The sequence below is a fragment of the Streptomyces californicus genome, assembly GCF_000717645.1.
Lineage (GTDB): Bacteria > Actinomycetota > Actinomycetes > Streptomycetales > Streptomycetaceae > Streptomyces > Streptomyces californicus.
Map to the genome: position 1 here is coordinate 69,997 of NZ_JNZZ01000012.1, position 19,871 is coordinate 89,867.

Genomic DNA, 19,871 nt, shown 5'->3' on the forward strand with positions numbered 1-19,871 from the left:
GACGGTCAGAAGGTGAGCTTCCAGGCGTCGATGTAGCCGGTGTCCTGGCGGGCGATGTCCTGGACGCGGAGCTTCCAGGTCCCGTTGGCCACCTCACTGGAGGCGTTGACCGTGTAGGTCGCGATGACGTTGTCGGCCGAGTCCCCGCTGCTGGAGTTCTTCAGCCGGTACGCGGTGCCGTCCGGGGCGAGCAGGTCGACGACCAGGTCGCCCCGGTAGGTGTGCTTGATGTCGACGTCGACCTTGAGCGCGGCCGGCGCGTTGCCGCTCCGGCCGGTGACGGCGATGGACGAGGTCACGGCCGCCCCGGCGTCCGGGATGGTGACGTCGGCGTCGTTGGAGAAGACGGTGCCGGTGGGCGGTTCGCCGGTGGAGCCGGCGGACAGGGTCCAGATCGCGTGGGCGGCGGCGTCGCTGTTGCGGTCCAGGGCGGTGTCGTTGATGTTGCTCAGACTGTCGCAGGACGAGTGGTAGCAGCGGTCGAACGCCTGCCCGGCCGTGCCGCCCCACTTCTGCGCCTGGGCGGCGGACTTGGTGTAGCCGGCGCCGGTGAAGAGGCCGCCGACGGGGACGCCGACGTTCTTGAACGGGGCGTGGTCGGAGCGGCCGTCGCCCTCGGTCTCGATCTCGGTCGGGACCGAGATGCCCGCGAAGTAGTCCTTGAAGGTCTTCTCGATGACCGGGTCGTCGTCATAGACGAAGTAACCGGGGTTGGGCGAGCCGATCATGTCGAAGTTGAGGTAGCCCGCGAGCTTGGAACGGTCCGCGGACGGCAGGTTGTTGACGTAGTACTTCGAGCCGACCAGGCCCAGCTCCTCCGCGCCCCACCAGGCGAACCGCAGGTGCTTGTCGGGCTGGTACTGGGCGCGGGAGACGGCGAGGGCGGTCTCCAGGACGCCGGCCGAGCCGGAGCCGTTGTCGTTGATCCCGGCGCCGGAGGAGACCGAGTCGAGGTGGGCCCCGGCCATCAGGACCTTGTTGGGGTCGCCGCCGGGCCAGTCGGCTATCAGGTTGTAGCCGGTGGCGCCGTTGGAGGTGAACTGCTGGAGCGTGGTGGTGTATCCGGCCGCGTCGAGCTTGGCCTTCACGTAGTCCACGGACGCCTTGTAGCCGGGACGGCCGTGGGCGCGGTTGCCGCCGTTGTTCGCGGCGATCGTCGAGAACTGCGACAGGTGGGCCTTGACGTTGGCCACGGGGATGTCGGGGGCGGCGGCCGCGGCCTTCGCCGGTGCGGCGGCCCCGGTGGCCTGGGCGGCCGGGGCGCCGGCGCCGAGGGCGACGGTCAGGGCCACGGCCGCGACGGCCGCCGGGGATCTGCGCAGGGTGAAGCGGTTCGGTCTCATGGGACGGGCTCCGGATTCCGTTGGGGACTGACGGAACGTGCGGGGGGTCCCCGGCCGCGTGGTGATCCGGCCGGGTCCTGGAGCGTGGGCCCCGGAGAAGCGGGGCCCGGTAGGTGCGCAATGCGTGACCGATGCTCAAGGAAATGACCGTGCTCCGTCAAGAGCGGAAACCGGACAGAACCGTTCTATTAACGAACAGGGTGGCGACCGTGCCGACGGGCGGCCTCGGCGGCGTGCCGACGGGCGGCCTGGCAGCCGGACCGGCGGGCGGTCTCATGAGCGGGACGGCGTGCGGCTCCACGTGCGGGACGGCGGGCGCGGTCGCCCCGGGGACGAGGGGCGCCGTCACCTCCGGACCGGCGGGCGGTCTCACGTGCGGGACGGCGGGAGCCGCAGGGCCCGCGCCGGCGGCCGGGCCCGCGTCCGTGCGTCCTGGTCTCTCGTGGGGAGGCGGGACATACGTCATGCTTCCAGCCTCACCCCGTCGGGCGGAGCGGGCCAACGGAGGCCCGGGCCCCCGTCCCGTACCGGCGGCGCGGGGCCTCCTATGGGCGCAGGGCCCGCAGCAGCAGGTCCGCGAGGTGGTCGGCGACCTCCTGGCGGCTGAGCGGGCCGTCCGGGCGGTACCAGGTGGAGAGGTGGTGGACCGAGCCGAAGTGGTAGTCGACGACCAGGTCGGCGGGGGTGGCCGAGGAGAACACCCCGCTGCGCTGGCCCTCTTCGATCAGGGCCCGGAAGCGCTCGTGGTAGCGGCGGCGCTCGACCCGTACCTGCTTGTTCTTCTCGGGGCTCAGGTGGTGCATGGAGCGGAAGAAGATCGAGGCGTCGTCCAGGTTGTCGATCGTTGTGACCACCACGTCCGCCGCCGCGTCGCGCAGCCGCTCCTCGACCGGGGCCTCGGCGTTCGCGAAGGCGTCCAGGCGCTCCTGCTGGAGCCGCAGCACCCGGGCGTAGACCTCCTGGAGCAGATCCTCCTTGGAGCCGAAGTAGTGGTAGAGCGCCCCCTTGGTGACGCCTGCCGCCTCGACGATCTCCTGGACCGAGGTGCGGTCGTACCCGCGCTCGGCGAAGAGCCGGGTGGCGGCGGCCAGCAGTCTCTGGGGGACGGGAGTGCCGTTCTGGTCCGTCGCCTTGGACATGAGCCGCCACCTTCCTTTCGTACCGTGCGTGCGCGATTTCGACGCTGTTCTAACGGGGGGAACGCAGTTCCCGCCTGAGGATCTTCCCACTCGCCGTCTTCGGCAGCTCGGTCAGGATCTCGACCTCGCGCGGATACTTGTACACGGCGAGCCGTTCCTCGCAGTACGCGCTCAGCTCGCCGGGCTCCACCGAGGCCCCCGGCCGCAGGCTCACGTAGGCCCGGACCGTCTCGCCCCGGTAGGCGTCGGGCACGCCGACGACGGCCGCCTCCCGCACCGCCGGGTGGGTGTGGAGGACGTCCTCGACCTCGCGGGGCCACACCTTGAACCCGGACGCGTTGATCATGTCCTTCTTGCGGTCCACGACGTACAGCCAGCCCGCCGCGTCCATGAACCCGATGTCGCCGGTGCGCAGCTCGCCGTCGGGGAAGGCGGCGGCGGTGGCCTCGGGGAGGTTCCAGTAGCCGGACACGACCTGGGGGCCGCGCACCGCGATCTCGCCCAGCTCTCCGAAGGGCGCCTCCCGCCCCTCCTCGTCGAGGATGCGGACGACGGTGTCGGGGCCGGGGACGCCGACCGAGAGGGTGCCGGACACCGGGTCCACGGGGGCCTCGCGCTCGGGCGGGACGGAGGCGCAGGGGGCGGTGCACTCGGTGAGCCCGTAGCCGTTGCGGAGGTACGGGCCGAAGCCCGCGCGGAACTTCTCCACCAGCGCGGGCGGCAGGGGCGCGCCGCCGGAGGAGATCACCCGGAACGAGGCGAAGTGTCCGGGGGTGGCGTCCGGGTGGGCGGCCAGCGCCATGAACGCGGTGGACGGGCCGACGGTGTAGGCGGGTCGGTGGGCGGCGAACGCCTCCAGGACGACGCCCGCCTCGAAGCGGTAGGCCAGGACGAGGGTGCCCGCGTTGGCGACGCAGGCGGCGAACTGGCAGACCATGCCGGTGATGTGGAAGAGCGGGGCGAGCGCGAAGTAGGCGGAGCCCTCGGCGACGGGGTGGCCGGCGCGCTGGCGTTCGGCGTTGACCGTGATGTTGCCGTGGGCGTTCATCGCGCCCTTGGGCGCGCCGCTGGTCCCGGAGGTGTAGCTGATCAGCGCGGTGTCGGCGGCGGTGAGGAGCGGGTCCGCCGGGGCGGGGAGGCCGGCGCGGGCGGCGGTCAGCAGGTCGTCCGCGAGGTCGTCGGGACCGGGGGCGGGGAGCCGTTCGAAACCGAGGACGCGGGGGTCGTCCACGCTCTGGAGGTCGCGCTCGCACGCGGTGAGCGCGATACGGAGGCCCGGGGCGGCGGCGGCCGTCTCCCGCAGATACGTGTCCCACGCCCGGTCCGAGCAGATCAGCGCGGTGACCCCGGCGTCGGCGAGGACGTGGGCGACCTCGCCGGACTTGTACATCGGGTTGAGCGGGACGGCCGTGGCGCCCGCCTTCCACGCGCCGAGCAGCGCGAGGACGAAGTGCGGGCTGTTCTGGAGCATGATCGCGACCCGGTCGCCGCGCCGCAGCCCCCGGGCGACGAGGTGGCCGGCCACCGAGTCGGACAGTTCGTCGGTCTCGCGGTAGCTGAGACGGCCGTCGAAGTAGGCGAGGGCGGTGCGGTCCGGGGCCCGCTCCACGGCGGCCCGCCAGGAGTGGAGCACGCTCGGGGGCGGGGTGACGGGGGCGCGCTGGGCCTCGCTGAGGAGGGCCAGCCAGGGCCGGGCGGCGTAGATCGATCCGGCGGGGAGGCCGGAGGCGGCGTCGGAGACCGGGGCGTCGGGTGCGGTGGCGCGGCCGGGGGCCGGAGCGCCTGGCGTGGTGGCGCGGCCGGAGGCCGGGGCCTCTTGTGCGGTGCCGTGGCCTTGTGCGCCGCCGTGGCCGCCGGACACGCTGCTGTGGTCTTGTGCGGTGCCGGACACGCTGCCGTGGCCTTGTGCGGTGCCGTGGCCGCCGGACGCGGGTGCGCCGGGCGACGGGGCGCCGGGGGTCGTCGGGTCGCTCATGCTCCGCTCGCCTCCCACTTCTGCTGGAGCTTGTTCATGCCGCCCATCCACCGGTCGGGGTCGGTGGCACGCGCCCGGTAGTAGCCGGCCACCTCCGGGTGGGGCAGGACCAGGAAGCGGTCCTCGTCCATCGCCGCGAACAGCGCGTCCGCGACGGCGTCCGGCTCGATCGCCCCGGGGGCGAGGACCAGCTCGCCCGCCGCGCCGGCGGCGGTGAGCATGTCCGTCCGCACGCCCTGCGGGCAGATCGCGTGGACCTTGATCCCCCGGTGGCGGTAGGTGAGCGAGAGCCACTCCGCGAAGGCGACCGCCCCGTGCTTGGTGACGCTGTAGGGGGCCGCGCCGATCATCGTCAGCAGCCCGGCGGCGGAGGCGGTGGTGACGAACCGCCCGCCGCCGCGCTCCAGCCAGTCCGGCAGGAGCGCTCTGGCCGCGCGGACGTGGGCCATCACATTGACGTCCCAGGCGGCGGCCCAGACCTCCTCGTCGGCGAACGCGTCGCCGGGCGAGGCGAGGCCCGCGTTGGCGCAGTAGACGTCCACCGTGCCGTCGAGCGCCTCGCGAGCCGCGTCCACGATGCCCGAGGCGTCCCCGGCGACGGCGAAGCCGCCGATATCCTCCGCGAGCGGTTCGATCCGCGCGGCGTCCAGGTCGTTGACGACGACCCGCGCTCCCTCCGCGGCGAACCTGCGGGCCAGCGCGGCGCCGATGCCGCCTCCGGCCCCGGTGACCACCACGCCGACGCCCTGCACCGTACCCATCGTCATCCCGCCTCTCCGTCCGGTCGCACCGGCAGACTAACCAGTCGGTATGTCATCCGGGAAGGGCCGGGCGGCCCGTGAGGAACGACACGGTCCGGGCAGCGGGCTCCGCCCCGGCGGACGGCGGACCGGGCGGCGCCCCGTCGTCCGTCCCGCTGTCCGGCGCGGGGAATCCGTGGCGCACGGGTCGTTCCGCGCGGCGTCGGCCCGCGCTAGCGTGCGTGGCCATGACAGTCGGCACGATCATGGAGGTAGCGGAATGAGCCTGTCCCGACGTGGTGTGCTGGCCGCGGGAGGCGCGGTGGGAGCCCTGGCGGCGACGGCGGCCGGCACCGGTTCCGCGACGGCCTCGCCCGCGCACGGCCACGGCCCCGGACGCGGCCGGGTGCGCACCGGCTTCGACCGGCTGGCGGCCGACGGCTACCGGATGCTGCGGGGCCAGAAGGTCGGGATCGTCACCAACCCGACCGGGATCACCGCCGACGTACGGCACATCGTGGACGTCATGCATCCGGACCCCCGGGTGGAGCTGACGGCCGTGTTCGGCCCGGAGCACGGTTTCCGGGGCACCGCGCAGGCGGGCGGCTCCGAGGGGCGCTACGACGACCCGGCGACCGGGCTGCCGGTCTACGACACGTACCTCAAGAACGGGCAGGACCTGGCCGACGTGTTCACCGCCTCGGGCGTGGACACGGTCCTCTTCGACATCCAGGACGCGGGCGCGCGCTTCTACACGTACATCTGGACGCTCTACGACTGCCTGGAGGCGGCCGCGCTCGCGGGCAAGCGCGTCGTCGTGCTGGACCGGCCGAACCCGGTGACCGGGCGGGAGGCGCTGGGGCCAGTGCTGGACCCGGCGTTCGGCACGTTCGTCGGCCGCCGGGAGATCGCCCAGGCGCACGGGATGACGGTGGCGGAGCTGGCGCTGTTCTTCAACGCGGAGTTCTTCCACGAGCGTCCAGCGCGGCTGGACGTGGTGACGATGTCGGGGTGGCGGCGCTCGGACTTCTTCGACGCCACCGGGCTGCCCTGGGTGCCGCCGAGCCCGAACATGCCGACGCCCGAAACCGCGGTCGTCTACCCCGGCACCTGCCTCTTCGAGGGCACGAACCTCTCCGAGGGCCGGGGCACCACGCGCCCCTTCGAACTGCTGGGCGCGGAGGGCATCAACCACCGGTGGGCGGCCGCCGCCAACGCGCTGCGGCTGCCGGGGGTGGCCTTCCGCGAGGCGTACTTCGCGCCGACCTTCTCCAAGTTCGCGGGGAAGACGGTGGGCGGGGTGCAGGTGCACGTGCACGACCGGGAGGTGTTCGACCCGGTCCGCACCGGGATCGCCCTGCTCGTCACGGCGAAGCAGACGTGGAGCGGTTTCGCCTGGCGGCCGGACAACTGGATCGACAAGCTCACCGGCAACACCCGGGTCCGCACGATGATCGACGCGGGCGCGGACACCGACGCGGTGGTACGGGCGTGGCAGCGGGACCTGTCGGCGTTCCGGGCGAAGCGGCGGAAGTATCTGCGGTACGGGGGGTAGCGCGGGCTCACCGGGCGGCCGGGACCGTCCGGGCGCGCTCGGGCCCGGACGCGTCGGCGGCCGGGCCGGTCCCGCGCAGCACGGGCGACCCCCGGCCGTGCTCACGGCTCGGGCGCGCCGGGCCCGCGAAACACGGGCGCCCCCGGTTGTACGCCTGGCGCGCTCAGCCGGTCGCTCAGCCGGTCAGGTCCAGGTCGCCGAGGGCCTCGCCGTCCTCGGTGAGACCGCGCTTGCGGTAGCCGAGGCGGAGGTAGAACTCCTCCGGTCCGCCCTCCCCGAGGTGCCAGGTCACGGTCGAGACCGTTCCCCCGCGCCGCCGGATCTCGTCGTTCACCGCCTCCACCGCGAACCGCCCGTACCCCCGGCCCTGCTCGCCCGCGGCGACGGCCAGCCGCCACAGGCCGGAGCGGAGCGGTGCGTCCGGCACTCCGGCGTCGAAGTCGAACCGCACGTCGAAGAAGGCCATCACGAAGCCCACGACGCGGTCGCCGTCCCGGATCAGCCGGGGCCAGGCGGTATCGGGGTGCACATACGCCTCGGCCAGCGACTGCGCCACCGGCGAGACGAACTTCCGCTGCTCCGGCGCGACGTCCAGCCGACAGGCTTCGAGCACCGTGTCGGGGGTGACCGCTTCGAGGCGGAGGGATCCTGTTGTCATGAGGTCACACAACCTCATCGCACACCGGTGCCACCACTGAATTCCCTGGTCAGCGGGGAGACGCGACCGCACGGTCCGCTCCGACGCCCGCGCGGAGGCCGAGGGCGCGGACCGCGATCCGGGCAGCGCGCGAGCCGTGCACGCCCCGCGCGTGCGCCGCTTCACCGCCGCCCGTCACGCCGTACGGAACCCGGTCCGGCATGAGGAGTCTCGGCCAATGGACGGATTTCATCTTTCGATGGAGCCGAAACGGGCAGGCGTACGTCCATTCCCTGACGTCCAAGGACGAACGACGGAGGTGGCGGTGACATGGCCGGTTTCCGGAGTCTCGCGAGACAGGTCCGCGATCCGCTGGGCGACCTCGCCCTGCGGCGGTACTCCCTGCGCAAGTGTCTGGAGAGGTTCGCCCCGTACGGGCACCGGGCGACCTGGGACCATCTGTGCGCCCGGCACGGGATCGATCCCGAGGACCGGGCCCCCGATCCGGCGCGGCTGATCAGCGCGCTGGACGAACTGGAGGAGGCGCGGGCCGTCTGGCTCGCGTACGAGGCGCGGTTCGCCGAGCGGCGGCGGCGCGAGAAGCACGCGGGGCTGCGGCGGCCCGGCGCGTTCGACGACTGGCACCGACGCACCTGGGGCGGCCACGGGGTGGCCCGCTGCACGGACCCGGAGGTGCATCCCAGCGAGCCGCTCGCCGAGGTGCTGCGCCGGCTGATCGCGGCCCTCGGCTCGGACCCCGGCTCCGCCTGCCCCGTCTGCGCGGGGACCGGGATCGAGTGGCGGCAGGAGCGGGGCGACGAGCCGTGGGCGGGCCCGGTCTGCACGGGCTGCGGGATCGCCCTGCCGCAACCCGCCCTGACCGACCGCACGTTGGCCCGCGCACGGCTGCCCCGCCACCGGAAGCGGACCACGGTCGCGGCGGCGTGAGAGCGCCGGCGCCCCGCCGGGCTACGGCTGCCCGGTCGGCTGCTCGGGCCCGGGCAGCCGCGCGCGCTCGGGCATGAGGCGGGAGCCGGTCATCTTCTCGCCGTTGACGTCGTCGGGGTTGGAGAGGACACAGGTCTCCAGCGACAGGCAGCCGCAGCCGATGCAGTCGGTCAGGTGGTCGCGCAACCGGTGCAACTGCGTGATGCGCTCGTCCAGTTCGCCGCGCCAGATCTCGGAGAGGCGCGCCCAGTCCGCGCGGTTCGGCGTGCGCTCCTCGGGCAGTTCCGCGAGCGCGTCGCGGATCGTGGCCAGCGGAATCCCGACGCGCTGCGCCGCCCGGACGAAGGCGACGCGGCGCAGTGCGTCTCGCGAGTAGCGGCGCTGGTTGCCACTGGTGCGGGTGGAGCTGATCAGGCCCTTGGACTCGTAGAAGTGCAGGGCGGAGACGGCGGCGCCACTGCGCGCCGAGAGCTGGCCGACCGAGAGTTCGTGGAGTGACTGCGGGATCTGGGGCACGTCCCCCAACCTACTTCCTCGTCGTTGACAAGGACCGCGCCGCCCGACGATGCTGAGCAAGCGCTTAGACATCGCGCCGGATGGTGCGCCGAGCCGGAAGGCAGGAACCGGGAACATGGCAGAACCGAGGATCTTCACGTCCGCGCAGGAGCTGCGGGACGGGGTGGGCGAGCAGCTCGGCCACAGCGACTGGCTGGAGATCGAGCAGGAGAGGATCGACCGGTTCGCCGAGGCGACCGGCGACCACCAGTGGATCCACGTGGACCCGGAGCGGGCGAAGGACGGCCCGTTCGGAACGACCATCGCGCACGGCTATCTGACGCTGTCGCTGCTGCCCGCGCTGGTGCCGCAGGTGATGCGGGTCGAGGGCATGAAGATGGGCATCAACTACGGAACCAACAAGGTCCGTTTCCCCTCGACCGTCCCGGTCGGCTCCCGGCTGCGCGCCACGGCGGTGCTCCGCGAGGTCGAGGAGACGGGCGGCGGCGTGCAGGTCACGGCGGTCGTCACCGTCGAGCGCGAGGGCGGCGAGAAGCCGGCCTGCGTGGCCGAATCGGTCTCCCGCTACTACTTCTGAGCCGCGCCGCTACCGGGCGGCGCCGGGCTCCCGCGGCGGGCGCCGGGCCCCGACCATACGCAGGACGAGACCGGCGTACAGTTCGCCGACCTCGTCGGGCGTACGGCTGCCCCGGGCGTTGAACCAGCGGGCGACGTCGATGCAGAGGGACAGCACGGCGAGCGTGGTGCCCGGCACGTCGGGAACGTCGAACTCGCCGTCCCGCACGCCTTCGCCGATGATCCGGCGGACCACCGCGTCGCTCCTGCGCCGCAGGGCGACGATCTCGGTGCGGTGCTCCTCGCCCAGCGCGTCCAGCTCGTACTGGACGACCCGGGCGGTGGTGTGCCGCTCGGCGTGCCAGCGGACGAAGGAGCGGACGGCCCCGGCGAGCCGGTCGGCGGCCGCGCCCTCCCGGTCCGCCTCCGCCTCCAGGACGGACAGCGCCCGCTCGTGGCCGAGCTTGCTGATCCGGTGGAGCAGCTCTTCCTTCGTCTTGTAGTGGATGTAGAGGGCGGCGGGGCTCATCCCGGCCCGTCCGGCGATGTCCCGGGTGGTGGTGGCGTGGTACCCGCGCTCGGCGAAGGCGTCCACGGCGGCGACGAGGAGCCGCCTGGCCGCCTCGGGAGTGACCTCGCCCCACGGCGCGTCCTCGCCGGTCGTCTCCTCCGCCGCACTCATCGCCCAGGGCCCCTCTCCGTCAACAGGACGAACACCATACCCCGAACCTGAGCAAGCGCTTAGGCGGTGTCCGGCGCCGGTCCGCCGAACACCGCCGGGAGGGCGGCCCCGGCGTCCCGCCGGGTCAGAGCTTCTGGAAGGGGTCGTGGTCGGCGAGGATCTTCTCCAGCCGGGCCTGGTCGACCCGGTTGACGATCTGCCCGGCCTCCTGGCGGTCCCGGATCACCTTGGCCAGCGTGAAGCAGGACGTGACGAGGTAGAGCACCCCGATGGCGAGGAAGCCGCGCACCCAGGCGTCGGCGTCGAGGAAGAAGATCCCGAGGGCCACCGCGCCGATCGCCACCATGAAGGAGGCGACGGCCTGGCCGTAGAAGGCGGCGGTGCTCTGCTGCTTGACGGAGTTCGTGTCGCTCATGGGCCGAGCATCCCGCCGACGTGGCGCACGCCACATCCGCGCGCCTACTCAGACCGGCTACTCAGACATCCGTGCGAAACGCGGCGCGGGCGCCGGGCGGGAGAACGGGACCGGCGGGCGGGTCAGAAGGCGGAGACGCCGGTCAGCGCGCGGCCGATGATCAGCTTCTGGATCTGGCTGGTGCCCTCGTAGAGCGTCATGACCCGGGCGTCCCGCAGCAGCTTGCCGACCGGGTACTCGTCGATGTAGCCGTAGCCGCCGAAGACCTGGATGGCGTTGTTGGCGCAGCGGACGGCGGCCTCGGAGGCGAACAGCTTGGCCTGGGAGGCGGCGGTGGCGAACTCCCGGCCCCGGTCGATCAGGTCGGCGACCCGCCAGGTCAGCAGCCGGGCGGCGTCCACGTCCACGGCGATGTCGCTGAGCAGTTCCTGGACGAGCTGGTGGCCGGCGATGGCCTTGCCGAACTGCTCGCGCTCGCCCGCGTACCGCACGGCCGCGTCCAGCGCCGCCTGGGCGATGCCGACACAGCCCGCCGCGACCGACATCCGCCCCTTGGCCAGGGCGGACATGGCGATCGAGAACCCCTTGCCCGCGGGGCCGAGGAGGGCGGACGCGGGTATCCGGACGTCTTCGAGGACCAGTTCGGCGGTGGCCTGGCCGCGCAGGCCGAGCTTGCCGTGGATGGTGCGGCGGGTGAGGCCGGGGGTGTCGGCGGGGACGAGGAAGGCGGAGACGCCCCGGTGGCCGGGGGCCTCCCCGGTACGTGCGAAGAGCAGGACGACGTCGGCCCAGGTGCCGTTGGTGATGAACGTCTTGGCGCCGTTGACCACGTAGTCGCCGCCGTCGCGGACGGCCCGGGTGGCGAGGTTCCCGGCGTCCGAACCGGTGCCGGGCTCGGTGAGTCCGAAGCAGCCGATCGCCTCGCCCGACGTCAGCCGGGGCAGCCACGCCCGCTTCTGCTCCTCGCTCCCCCAGGCCGCGACGGTCTTGGCGACCAGCCCGAGCGATACGGAGACGATGCCGCGCACCGAGGAGTCGCCGCGACCCAGCTCCTCGGTGACCAGGCAGTACGACAGGTGGTCGCCGCCGGAGCCGCCGTACTCCTCGGGGACGGTGAGGCCGAGGAAGCCCACATCGCCGAGCTTCCGCACGATCGAGCGGTCGACGTCCTCGGCGCGGTCCCAGTCCACGACGTGCGGGGCGACCTCGCGCGCGACGAAGTCCTCGGCCAGCTTCCGGACGGCTTCCTGCTCCTCGCTGAGCGCCAGGTCCATCGTGCGCCACCCCGCTTCCCACGATCACTTAATTAGCACTGCTAGTTTCTGGTTTCCAGGGCCTACTATGAGCCGCATGGCCCGACCGCGCAAGCCCCTCCTCAGCAGAGACCGCATCGTCGGCGCGGCGAGCGCGCTCGTGGACTCCGAGGGCCTCGACGCCGTCTCGACCCGCCGTCTGGCGGCCGTCCTGGGGGTGAGCGGGCCCTCGCTCTACAACCACTTCCGCAACAAGGAGGAGATCCTCGACGCGGTCGCCGACGCGGTCTCCGCCCAGGTCGACCTGTCGATGTTCGAGCCGTCGGACCCCCGTGACTGGCGTGCGGCCCTCCACGACTGGGCGCTGTCGTACCGGGCCGCGCTCGCCGCGCACCCGCACATCGTCCCGGTGCTGGCCCGGGGCCCCCGGCGGCGGCCGGCGGGGCTGCGGGTGGCGGACGCGGTGTTCGGGGCGATGACGGGCGCGGGCTGGCCGCCCGCGCAGGCCACCCGGATCGGGGCGCTGATGCGGTACTTCATCACCGGTTCGGCGCTGGGCTCCTTCGCCGGGGGGTTCGTCGACGACGAGACCGCCTACGACCCCGCCGACTACCCGCACCTCGGCCAGGCCCACCGGCTGGCGGACCACCGCCGCCAGGTCGACGAGGGGGCGTTCGAGACGGGGCTGCGAGCGCTGCTGGACGGGCTGGCGCTCCAGTACGAGCAGTACGCGCGGACGCCGATTGACGGGGATCGACAATTCGGTGGGGGATGAAGCGATGCGGCTCTACGGTCGTGGGCATGACGACGACCCCGACGCCGCTCCCCGTCTCACCGCCCTCCCAGCGCCGGCGCGCGGTGGCGGCCGCCTGCACCACCGTCGTGCTGTGGGCCTCCGCCTTCGTCTCCATCCGCAGCGCGGGCGAGGCGTACTCCCCCGGCGCGCTGGCCCTGGGGCGGCTGGCGACGGGCGCTCTGGTGCTCGGAGCGATCCTGCTCGTCCGCCGGGAGGGGCTGCCCCGGCGGGGCGCCTGGCCGGGGATCGTCACCTCGGGCGTGCTGTGGTTCGGGCTGTACATGGTGGCCCTGAACTGGGGTGAGCAGGAGGTCGACGCGGGGACGGCCGCCATGCTGGTGAACATCGGGCCGATCCTGATGGCGCTGCTGGGGGCCAGGATGCTCGGTGAGGGGCTGCCGCGCCGGCTGCTGACCGGTATGGGCGTCTCGTTCGCGGGCGCGGTGGTCGTCGGGCTCGGGATGTCCGGGCACGGTTCCTCGTCGGTGCTGGGCGTGGTGCTCTGCGTCCTGGCGGCGGTGGCGTACGCGGCGGGCGTGGTGAGCCAGAAGCCGGCCCTGGAGCACGGCTCCTCGCTCCAGATCAACACGTTCGGCTGCCTGATCGGGGCCGTGGCCTGCCTGCCGTTCACCGGGGTGCTGGTCTCCGAGGCCGCCGACGCCCCGCTCCCGGCCACCCTGAACATGGTCTACCTGGGCGTCTTCCCCACCGCGCTCGCCTTCACCACCTGGGGCTACGCGCTGGCGCGGACCACCGCGGGCCGGATGGGCGCGACGACGTACGCGGTCCCGGCCATCGTCGTGCTGATGGCGTGGGTGCTGCTGGACGAGGTGCCGACGCCGCTCGGCGTCCTGGGCGGCGTGCTCTGCCTGGCCGGGGTGGCGGTCTCCCGGAGCCGCGCACGCGGCGGGACCGGGGGCGGGGCGGCCGCCCCGGCCCCGGCGGAGGCGGCCGCCCGCCCGGAGGGTTCCTGAGGCGCCGGACACCGCCCCGCGTCACGGGAAGACGACGAGGGCCCGGCCCCCCTTGCCCGCGATCATGTTGTCGAAGGCGGCGGGGATGCCGTCCAGGCCGATGCGCTCGGTGACCATCATCGACAGGTCGAAGCGGCCCGCGCGGATGTGGTCGGCGAGGACGGGCAGATCGCGCGCCGGGTCGCTGTTGCCGTAGACGCAGCCCGTCAGGGACCGGCCCCAGTGGAAGATCTCCAGGGCGTTGAAGGTGACCTCCTGGTCCTTGCCGCCGATGCCGACGACCGTCGTGCGCCCGCCGCGCCGCGTGGACTCCCAGGCGGCCCGGATGGTCGCGGGCCGGCCGACGCACTCGACGGCGACGTCCGTGCCTTGGCCGCCGGTGAGCTTCCGGATCTCGCGCGGGGTGGTGGCGGAGGCGATCAGGTAGTCGGTCGCCCCGGCCTGCCGGGCCAGCTCCTCCTTGGCCGGTGAGACGTCGACCGCGATGATCCGGGACGCCCCGGCGATCCGGGCGGCCTGGAGCACGGCGAGGCCGACGCCGCCGACCCCGAAGACGACGACGCTCTCCCCCGCGCGGAGCCGGGCGCTGTGGTGGACGGCCCCGTAGCCGGTGAGGACCGCGCAGCCGAGGAGGGCGGCGTCGGTGAGCGGGATGCCGTCGGGGGCGGGCAGCACGCAGTTGGCGGCGACGACGGTCTCCTCCGCGAAGGCCGCGACGTTCAGCCCGGGGTGGAGGCCGGTGCCGTCCGCCGTACGGGCGTGGAGGCGGGCGGCGCCCTTGAGGGCGTCGGCGCAGAGCCAGACCTCGCCGATCCCGCAGTGGAAGCAGGACCCGCAGGAGGGGGCCCAGTTGAGGACCACGCCGTCGCCGGGCGCGACGTGGGTGACGCCCTCGCCGACCGCCAGGACCGTACCGGCGCCCTCATGGCCGAGGACGGCGGGCACCGGGACGCGCATGGTGCCGTCGGACAGGGACAGGTCGGAGTGGCAGACCCCGGCGGCGGCGAGCGCGACGCGCACCTGGCCGGGGCCGGGCTCCGGCAGGACGATGTCGGTGATCTCCAGCGGAGCTCCGACGGCGGGCAGGACGGCAGCGCGGACCACGAGCAGACTCCCAGGACTCTTCGAACGGCTGGACGGACAGGGGCGGTACGGCGGTACGGTCGCGGGCGGGGCGCCCGGTGGTGCGCCGGCGGCCCGGGGCGTACGGAGGGGAGTACGGGCGCGCCCGGGGGCCCGCCCGTACGGGGTGAACGGGGTCAGAACTGGAGCGACTTGGTCTGGAGGTACTCCGCCAGGCCGTGCGGCCCCAGTTCGCGGCCGACCCCCGACTGCTTGTAACCGCCGAACGGGGCCAGCGGGTTGAACCGGCCGCCGTTGATGTCGACCTGGCCGGTGTCCATCCGGCGGGCGAACGCCACCGCCTCCTCGTCGTCCGCGGCCCACACGGCCCCGGCGAGCCCGTACACGGTGTCGTTGGCGATCCGCAGGGCGTCGTCCACGTCCTCGTACCGCAGGATCGAGACCACCGGGCCGAAGATCTCCTCCTGGGCGATCGTCATGTCCGGGGTGACGTCGGCGAAGACGGTCGGGCTGACGTAGAAGCCGGTCTCCAGGGGCGCGTCCGGGCCGCCCGCGATCAGCCGGGCGCCCTCCTCGACGCCCCGGGCGATGTAGCCGCGCACCCGGGCCTGCTGCGCGGCGTTGACGAGCGGTCCGACCCGCTCCCCCACCACGTACTTGGTGACGGCGTTCGCCGCCAGCTCGACGGCCTCGTCGTACCGCTCGGCGTCCACCAGCATCCGGGTCCAGGCGCTGCACGTCTGGCCGGAGTTGGTCATCACGTTGGCGATGCCGACGTTGACCGCCTTGGCGAGGTCCGCGCCGGGCAGGATCACGTTGGCGGACTTGCCGCCCAGTTCGAGCGCGACCCGCTTGACGGCCGCGCCGGCGATGGCGCCGATCCGCTTGCCCACGGCGGTGGATCCGGTGAACGAGACCAGGTCGACGCCCTCGTGCTCGGCGAGCGCCTGCCCCGCGACCGGGCCGAGGCCGGTGACCAGGTTGAAGACCCCCGGCGGCAGTCCGGCCGCCTCGGTGGCCTCGGCGAAGAGCTGGGCCGTGAGCGGGGTGTCCTCGGCGGGCTTGAGGACGACGGTGCAGCCGGCGGCGAGCGCGGGGGCGACCTTGGCGACGATCTGGTGGAGCGGGTAGTTCCAGGGGGTGATCGCGCCGACCACGCCGACCGGCTCCAGGAGAACGGTGGAGTTGCCGATCCGCTCCTCGAAGGCGTACCGGGCGGCCAGTTCGGCGTACGAGGCGGCGACCAGCACGGGGACGCCCGCGTGGACCATCTGCGACAGCGGCAGCGGCGAGCCCAGCTCGGCCGTGATCGTCTCGGCCAGCGTGTCCTTGCGGGCGGCCAGCGCGTCGGCGAGGGCGGTGAGCCGGGCGGCGCGCTCGGCGGGCGGGGTCGCGGCCCACGCGGGGAAGGCGGCGCGCGCGGCCCGTACCGCCGCGTCCACGTCCTCGGCCGTGCCCGCGGGGACCCGGGCGATGACCCGTTCGTCGGCCGGGTTCACGACCGCGATCGTGTCCCGCCCGGCGGCGGGCCGCCACGCGCCGTCGATGTACATCTCGTCATGGGCCCTCATGGCTGATTCCTCCCGGACGTGCTGTGCGGAGCGCCGAAGCCGTGCGGCGCGGGCGCACGTCGCACCCGCCCAAACTAGCGCCGTTAGTTTTCCGGCGCCAGGGAGCCTTCCGAGACGCCGGTCACGTCGGGCGCGTACGCCCGAGGGCCTCTACCCGCTTCCCGGTGCGGCCACCCGCGAACCGGGTCCGATCACCCTCGCCGGGGCGGGACTTGCCGGAACGGCATGACGGCTTGCCCCGGTGGTGGGCGGCGGGGCGAGACTGGACCGAGGCGGGCGCGGCCGGATCCGCGACGGGGGCGTGCCGGGCCGAGCCGGGCCCACGCCGCTCGCGGTCCACCGCCTCCGGGCTCTCGCTCCCGCCGCGCCGCTGCCGACCGACCCGCCATTGCCGACCGACCCGCCGCTGCCGACCCCCAGCCGAGGAGCCACCATGACCGCCGCACCCGGATCCCGACGCCGTGACACCCCGCCGCCCCGGACCGGCGGCAGCGAGGCGGAGGTGCTGCGCGGGTTCCTCGACTACCTGCGGGGCTCGGTCGCCGCCAAGGTCGAGGGCGCGCCGGACGCGCCGGCCCGTACCGCCCAGGTCCCTTCGGGCACCAGCCTGCTCGGCCTGCTCCACCATCTGACCCACGTCGAGCGGGCCACCTTCCTGGGCGAGCGGGTGGCCGACTGGCAGGCGACCTTCCACGCCCCGGCCGAGGTGGGGGCAGCCGTTGTCGTGGCCCGCTACCGGGAGGCGGTCGCGGAGGCGAACGCGGTGCTCGACGGGTGCACCGACCTCGGCGCGCCGGTGGCCCTCCCTGGGGACGGGCGGTCCTCGAAGCCGTCCCCGAGCGCCCGTTGGGCCCTGACGCACCTGATCGAGGAGACCGGCCGGCACGCCGGTCACGCGGACATCCTCAGGGAGCTGATCGACGGTTCGACCGGCCGCTGACGGCCCCGCCGCCCGGCGGCCCGGGCGACCGCCCGCCACCCGGGCACTCCGCATCCGGCCCCGCGGGCGCGCGGTCGACCCCCGGCCCCACGGGCTCGGGCGCCGGCCGCGTACGCCCCTCTCCGCGCAGGCCGAGCCCCGCCGCGCCGATCAGCCCCGCCCCGAGCAGGACGAACGGGGCCGCCACCCCCACCGCGCCCGCGATCAGCCCCGCCCCGGCGGGGGCCGCGACCTGGCCGAGCCGGTTGCCGGTCAGCCGGAGGGCCAGCGCGGTGGAGCGCGCAGCGTCGGGGGCGGCGCGGACGACCGTGGTCATGGACAGCGGCTGGCCGACGCCGAGGCAGAACCCGAGCACGGCCAGCACGGCGGCGAGCACGGGTACGGGAACGGGCAGCGCGACGGCCGCGCAGAGCAGTCCGGCGATCAGACAGCTGCCGGTCAGCAGCGCCCGGCGGCCCAGCAGGCGCAGCAGCGGCGTCATCACCAGCCGGCAGGCGATCGTGGCGGCGGCCCGCAGGCTCAGCAGCAGCCCCACGGTGGCGGGCGCGATGGAGCGGTGCTCGCCGACGACCGGCAGATAGGCGGTGAGGATGTCGGTGGCGGAGAGCACCGCCATGCTGATGAGGATGCCCGCGGGGACGCCGCGCGCGCCCAGGATCGTGCGGACCGGGACCTTTCCGGCGGCGCGCGGCCGGGCGTCTGCGGTGCGGCGGTGCTCGATGCGCCAGAGGGAGGTGAGGGCGAGGGCGCAGACCCCGGCCGAGACGAGGAGGGCGAGTGCGCTCGTCCGGCCGAGGGCGCCGCCCTGACCGGAGATCAGCGCGCCCGCCGCGACCGGGCCGACGAGTTGCCCGAGCGAGGCGCCGATGGTGAAGTGCCCGAAGTCGCGGTCCTGTTGGTCGGGGGCGGACTGCCGGGCCACGATCGACTGCGCGCCGATCACGAAGCACAGGTGTCCGAGGCCCATCACCCCGCTCCAGGCGGCCATCGCGGGCAGCGAGGAGACGAGGCCGCTGAGCGCGCAGCCGCCGGAGATCAGCAGGACGCCGAGCGGCAGCAGGGGCGCGCAGCGGCCGTGGTCGGTGCGGCGGCCGAGCGGGACGGCGGCGAACAGCGGGAGCAGGGCGTACACCCCGGCGATGACGCCGACGGCCGCTTCGTCCGCACCGAGCGCGAGGGCCCGGTAGGAGACGGCGGGCCGCGCCATCGACACCGCCCCCTGCGCGAAGGCGAAGGCGATGACGAGGCGCAGCAGCCAGCCCCTGCCGGGCCCGGATCGCGGTCGGCGGGCCATCACATGATGCCGAAGAGGACGCCTGCCGCGAGCACCACCAGCGAGGTGAGCACGGCCCACTTGACGGTGAAGCGGGTGTGGTCGCCGAACTCGACCTTCGCCATGCCGACGAGGACGTACACGGCGGGCACCAGCGGCGAGGACATGTGCAGGGCCTGGCCGGCCAGGGAGGCGCGGGCGATCTCCAGCGGCGAGACCCCGTGGGCCGCGCCCGCCTCGGCGAGGACCGGGAGGACCCCGAAGTAGAAGCCGTCGTTGGACATGAAGTAGGTGAGCGGCAGGCTCAGCAGGCCGGTGACGACGGCCATGTGGGGGCCCATCGCGTCGGGGACCGCGCCGACGACCCAGTCGGCCATGTGCTCGACCATGCCGGTGCCGGTGAGGACGCCGGTGAAGACGGCCGCGGCGAAGACCATGCCGGAGACGTTCAAAACGTTGTCGGCGTGGGCGGCGATCCTGGCCCGCTGGTCGGGCATGTGGGGGAAGTTGACGGTGAGCGCGAGGGCGGCGCCGAGGAGGAAGAGCACCGGGATCGGCATGAGTTCCATGATCATCGCCGTCAGGAGGGCGGCGGTGAGCCCGGCGTTGAACCAGTAGAGCTTCGGGCGGAGCGTCGGCCGGTTCGGGTCGAGGCCCTGGAACTCCTCGTCGTCGGCGCCGTCCGCGTCCCGGTCCCCGGCGGTCTCCTCCGTGCTCGCCGCGCCACCGCCGGCAGGGCTCTTGCGCAGACGGTCGCCGCCGCCCCCTCCGGCGCCGACCGTCACGGTCTCCGGCTCGGCGTCCCGGACCAGCGCCTCGTCGAGGGTGAGCATGCCCAGCCGTTTGCGTTCCCGGCGGCCCAGGACGTACGCCAGCACGAAGACGGCGAGGAGGCCCATGGCCAGCGCCGGGATCATCGGCACGAAGATCTCGGAGGCGTCCAGCTTGAGGGCGGTGGCGGCGCGGGCGGTGGGACCGCCCCAGGGCAGGGTGTTCATGACGCCGTTGGCGGTGGCCGCGACACCGGTCATCACGACCAGGCTCATCTTCAGCCGTTTGTAGAGCGGATACATCGCCGAGACAGTGATCATGAAGGTGGTCGAGCCGTCGCCGTCCAGCGAGACGATCGCGGCCAGGACCGCCGTGCCGACGACGATCCGCATCGGGTCGGCCTTGCAGAACCGCAGGATGCCCCGGACCACCGGGTCGAACAGGCCGACGTCGATCATCACGCCGAAGTAGACGATGGCGAACATCAGCATGGCGGCGGTGGGGGCGAGGTTGCCGACGCCTTCGATGACGTAGTCGCCGAGTCGCGCGCCCTGCCCGACGGCGACACAGAACAGTGCGGGGATCAGTACCAGCGCCGCGATCGGCGACATCTTCTTCGTCATGATCAGGACCAGGAAGGTCGCGATCATGGCGAAGCCGAGGATGGTCAGCATGGGGGATACCTAACGTTCATCGTTGAACTCC

19 protein-coding genes are annotated in these 19,871 nt (G+C 73.7%); 6 read left to right on the plus strand and 13 right to left on the minus strand.

All coding sequences use genetic code 11. The annotated features are described in order from the left end of the window. Positions 1–5 precede the first annotated feature (5 nt). The 4 genes from IF19_RS0117110 to IF19_RS0117125 all read right to left on the minus strand — a co-directional run bounded on the left by IF19_RS0117110 (position 6) and on the right by IF19_RS0117125 (position 5,224). A complete protein-coding gene (locus IF19_RS0117110; protein ID WP_030114194.1) occupies positions 6–1,343 on the minus strand; it encodes a M28 family metallopeptidase in 1,338 nt (445 codons plus the stop codon). Between the two features lie 545 nt (positions 1,344–1,888). Then, on the minus strand, positions 1,889–2,482 hold the full coding sequence (locus IF19_RS0117115) for a TetR/AcrR family transcriptional regulator (RefSeq protein ID WP_030114195.1): 594 nt from the start codon (positions 2,480–2,482) through the stop codon (positions 1,889–1,891). A 49-nt stretch (positions 2,483–2,531) separates the two neighbouring features. Further along, entirely contained in the window at positions 2,532–4,457 is a 1,926-nt protein-coding gene (locus tag IF19_RS0117120) for an AMP-binding protein (protein WP_234313200.1), read from the minus strand. Further along, positions 4,454–5,224, minus strand: coding sequence for an SDR family oxidoreductase (locus IF19_RS0117125; protein ID WP_030114197.1), 771 nt, complete (start codon positions 5,222–5,224; stop codon positions 4,454–4,456). Before IF19_RS0117125 ends, IF19_RS0117120 begins: the two co-directional genes overlap by 4 nt. A gap of 253 nt (positions 5,225–5,477) precedes the next feature. Here IF19_RS0117125 and IF19_RS0117130 point away from each other — a divergent pair, with 253 nt between their 5' ends. Beyond that, on the plus strand, positions 5,478–6,752 hold the full coding sequence (locus tag IF19_RS0117130; protein ID WP_030114198.1) for an exo-beta-N-acetylmuramidase NamZ family protein: 1,275 nt from the start codon (positions 5,478–5,480) through the stop codon (positions 6,750–6,752). A gap of 175 nt (positions 6,753–6,927) precedes the next feature. Here the strand turns inward: IF19_RS0117130 and IF19_RS0117135 are convergent, their stop codons facing one another. Next, positions 6,928–7,410: a GNAT family N-acetyltransferase gene (locus IF19_RS0117135; protein ID WP_030114199.1), complete on the minus strand. Its 483-nt coding sequence runs from the start codon at positions 7,408–7,410 to the stop codon at positions 6,928–6,930. 309 nt (positions 7,411–7,719) lie between these two features. On the opposite strand from IF19_RS0117135, the gene IF19_RS0117145 reads away from it, so the two are divergent. Continuing rightward, positions 7,720–8,337 (plus strand): hypothetical protein, encoded by a 618-nt coding sequence (locus IF19_RS0117145; protein WP_030192018.1) that lies wholly within the window; start codon positions 7,720–7,722, stop codon positions 8,335–8,337. A gap of 21 nt (positions 8,338–8,358) precedes the next feature. On the opposite strand, the gene soxR is transcribed toward IF19_RS0117145, so the two are convergent. Then, complete coding sequence (soxR, locus tag IF19_RS0117150) at positions 8,359–8,853, minus strand: redox-sensitive transcriptional activator SoxR (protein WP_030276371.1); 495 nt, start codon at positions 8,851–8,853, stop codon at positions 8,359–8,361. A 115-nt stretch (positions 8,854–8,968) separates the two neighbouring features. On the opposite strand from soxR, the gene IF19_RS0117155 reads away from it, so the two are divergent. Then, positions 8,969–9,430, plus strand: a complete 462-nt coding sequence (locus tag IF19_RS0117155) for a MaoC family dehydratase (RefSeq protein ID WP_030114202.1) — start codon at positions 8,969–8,971, stop codon at positions 9,428–9,430. 9 nt (positions 9,431–9,439) lie between these two features. Here the strand turns inward: IF19_RS0117155 and IF19_RS0117160 are convergent, their stop codons facing one another. The 3 genes from IF19_RS0117160 to IF19_RS0117170 form a co-directional block, all read right to left on the minus strand. Continuing rightward, positions 9,440–10,090: a TetR/AcrR family transcriptional regulator gene (locus IF19_RS0117160; protein WP_030114203.1), complete on the minus strand. Its 651-nt coding sequence runs from the start codon at positions 10,088–10,090 to the stop codon at positions 9,440–9,442. 124 nt (positions 10,091–10,214) lie between these two features. Further along, a complete protein-coding gene (locus tag IF19_RS0117165) occupies positions 10,215–10,505 on the minus strand; it encodes a YiaA/YiaB family inner membrane protein (protein ID WP_030120506.1) in 291 nt (96 codons plus the stop codon). 122 nt (positions 10,506–10,627) lie between these two features. Continuing rightward, positions 10,628–11,779, minus strand: coding sequence for an acyl-CoA dehydrogenase family protein (locus tag IF19_RS0117170; protein ID WP_030114205.1), 1,152 nt, complete (start codon positions 11,777–11,779; stop codon positions 10,628–10,630). 76 nt (positions 11,780–11,855) lie between these two features. Between IF19_RS0117170 and IF19_RS0117175 the strand changes: the two genes are divergently transcribed. Beyond that, on the plus strand, positions 11,856–12,533 hold the full coding sequence (locus IF19_RS0117175) for a TetR/AcrR family transcriptional regulator (protein WP_030114206.1): 678 nt from the start codon (positions 11,856–11,858) through the stop codon (positions 12,531–12,533). Between the two features lie 26 nt (positions 12,534–12,559). After that, positions 12,560–13,528 (plus strand): DMT family transporter, encoded by a 969-nt coding sequence (locus IF19_RS0117180; RefSeq protein WP_030120505.1) that lies wholly within the window; start codon positions 12,560–12,562, stop codon positions 13,526–13,528. A gap of 21 nt (positions 13,529–13,549) precedes the next feature. Here IF19_RS0117180 and IF19_RS0117185 read toward each other — a convergent pair whose 3' ends face one another. Both IF19_RS0117185 and IF19_RS0117190 read right to left on the minus strand, forming a co-directional pair. Next, entirely contained in the window at positions 13,550–14,632 is a 1,083-nt protein-coding gene (locus tag IF19_RS0117185; RefSeq protein WP_030114208.1) for a Zn-dependent alcohol dehydrogenase, read from the minus strand. A gap of 155 nt (positions 14,633–14,787) precedes the next feature. Further along, the gene (locus IF19_RS0117190) at positions 14,788–16,182 is read right to left on the minus strand and encodes an aldehyde dehydrogenase family protein (RefSeq protein WP_030114209.1); all 1,395 of its coding nucleotides are present in this window, start codon (positions 16,180–16,182) and stop codon (positions 14,788–14,790) included. Between the two features lie 433 nt (positions 16,183–16,615). Here IF19_RS0117190 and IF19_RS0117195 point away from each other — a divergent pair, with 433 nt between their 5' ends. Continuing rightward, a complete protein-coding gene (locus IF19_RS0117195; protein ID WP_030276373.1) occupies positions 16,616–17,122 on the plus strand; it encodes a mycothiol transferase in 507 nt (168 codons plus the stop codon). Here the strand turns inward: IF19_RS0117195 and IF19_RS0117200 are convergent. Continuing rightward, positions 17,088–18,416, minus strand: a complete 1,329-nt coding sequence (locus tag IF19_RS0117200; RefSeq protein ID WP_050493823.1) for an MFS transporter — start codon at positions 18,414–18,416, stop codon at positions 17,088–17,090. The two genes, IF19_RS0117195 and IF19_RS0117200, sit on opposite strands and share 35 nt — an antisense overlap. Then, a complete protein-coding gene (locus tag IF19_RS0117205) occupies positions 18,416–19,840 on the minus strand; it encodes a CitMHS family transporter (protein WP_030114213.1) in 1,425 nt (474 codons plus the stop codon). Before IF19_RS0117205 ends, IF19_RS0117200 begins: the two co-directional genes overlap by 1 nt. Between the last annotated feature and the right edge of the window lie 31 nt (positions 19,841–19,871).

Excerpts from the sequence above, each read along its gene's own strand:
- IF19_RS0117110 (WP_030114194.1), bottom strand. The coding sequence starts at position 1,343 with ATGAGACCGAACCGCTTCACCCTGCGCAGATCCCCGGCGGCCGTCGCG.
- IF19_RS0117115 (WP_030114195.1), bottom strand. The coding sequence starts at position 2,482 with ATGTCCAAGGCGACGGACCAGAACGGCACTCCCGTCCCCCAGAGACTG.
- IF19_RS0117120 (WP_234313200.1), bottom strand. The coding sequence starts at position 4,457 with ATGAGCGACCCGACGACCCCCGGCGCCCCGTCGCCCGGCGCACCCGCG.
- IF19_RS0117125 (WP_030114197.1), bottom strand. The coding sequence starts at position 5,224 with ATGACGATGGGTACGGTGCAGGGCGTCGGCGTGGTGGTCACCGGGGCC.
- IF19_RS0117130 (WP_030114198.1), top strand. The coding sequence starts at position 5,478 with ATGAGCCTGTCCCGACGTGGTGTGCTGGCCGCGGGAGGCGCGGTGGGA.
- IF19_RS0117135 (WP_030114199.1), bottom strand. The coding sequence starts at position 7,410 with ATGACAACAGGATCCCTCCGCCTCGAAGCGGTCACCCCCGACACGGTG.
- IF19_RS0117145 (WP_030192018.1), top strand. The coding sequence starts at position 7,720 with ATGGCCGGTTTCCGGAGTCTCGCGAGACAGGTCCGCGATCCGCTGGGC.
- IF19_RS0117155 (WP_030114202.1), top strand. The coding sequence starts at position 8,969 with ATGGCAGAACCGAGGATCTTCACGTCCGCGCAGGAGCTGCGGGACGGG.
- IF19_RS0117160 (WP_030114203.1), bottom strand. The coding sequence starts at position 10,090 with ATGAGTGCGGCGGAGGAGACGACCGGCGAGGACGCGCCGTGGGGCGAG.
- IF19_RS0117165 (WP_030120506.1), bottom strand. The coding sequence starts at position 10,505 with ATGAGCGACACGAACTCCGTCAAGCAGCAGAGCACCGCCGCCTTCTAC.
- IF19_RS0117170 (WP_030114205.1), bottom strand. The coding sequence starts at position 11,779 with ATGGACCTGGCGCTCAGCGAGGAGCAGGAAGCCGTCCGGAAGCTGGCC.
- IF19_RS0117175 (WP_030114206.1), top strand. The coding sequence starts at position 11,856 with ATGGCCCGACCGCGCAAGCCCCTCCTCAGCAGAGACCGCATCGTCGGC.
- IF19_RS0117180 (WP_030120505.1), top strand. The coding sequence starts at position 12,560 with ATGACGACGACCCCGACGCCGCTCCCCGTCTCACCGCCCTCCCAGCGC.
- IF19_RS0117190 (WP_030114209.1), bottom strand. The coding sequence starts at position 16,182 with ATGAGGGCCCATGACGAGATGTACATCGACGGCGCGTGGCGGCCCGCC.
- IF19_RS0117195 (WP_030276373.1), top strand. The coding sequence starts at position 16,616 with ATGACCGCCGCACCCGGATCCCGACGCCGTGACACCCCGCCGCCCCGG.
- IF19_RS0117200 (WP_050493823.1), bottom strand. The coding sequence starts at position 18,416 with ATGGCCCGCCGACCGCGATCCGGGCCCGGCAGGGGCTGGCTGCTGCGC.
- IF19_RS0117205 (WP_030114213.1), bottom strand. The coding sequence starts at position 19,840 with ATGCTGACCATCCTCGGCTTCGCCATGATCGCGACCTTCCTGGTCCTG.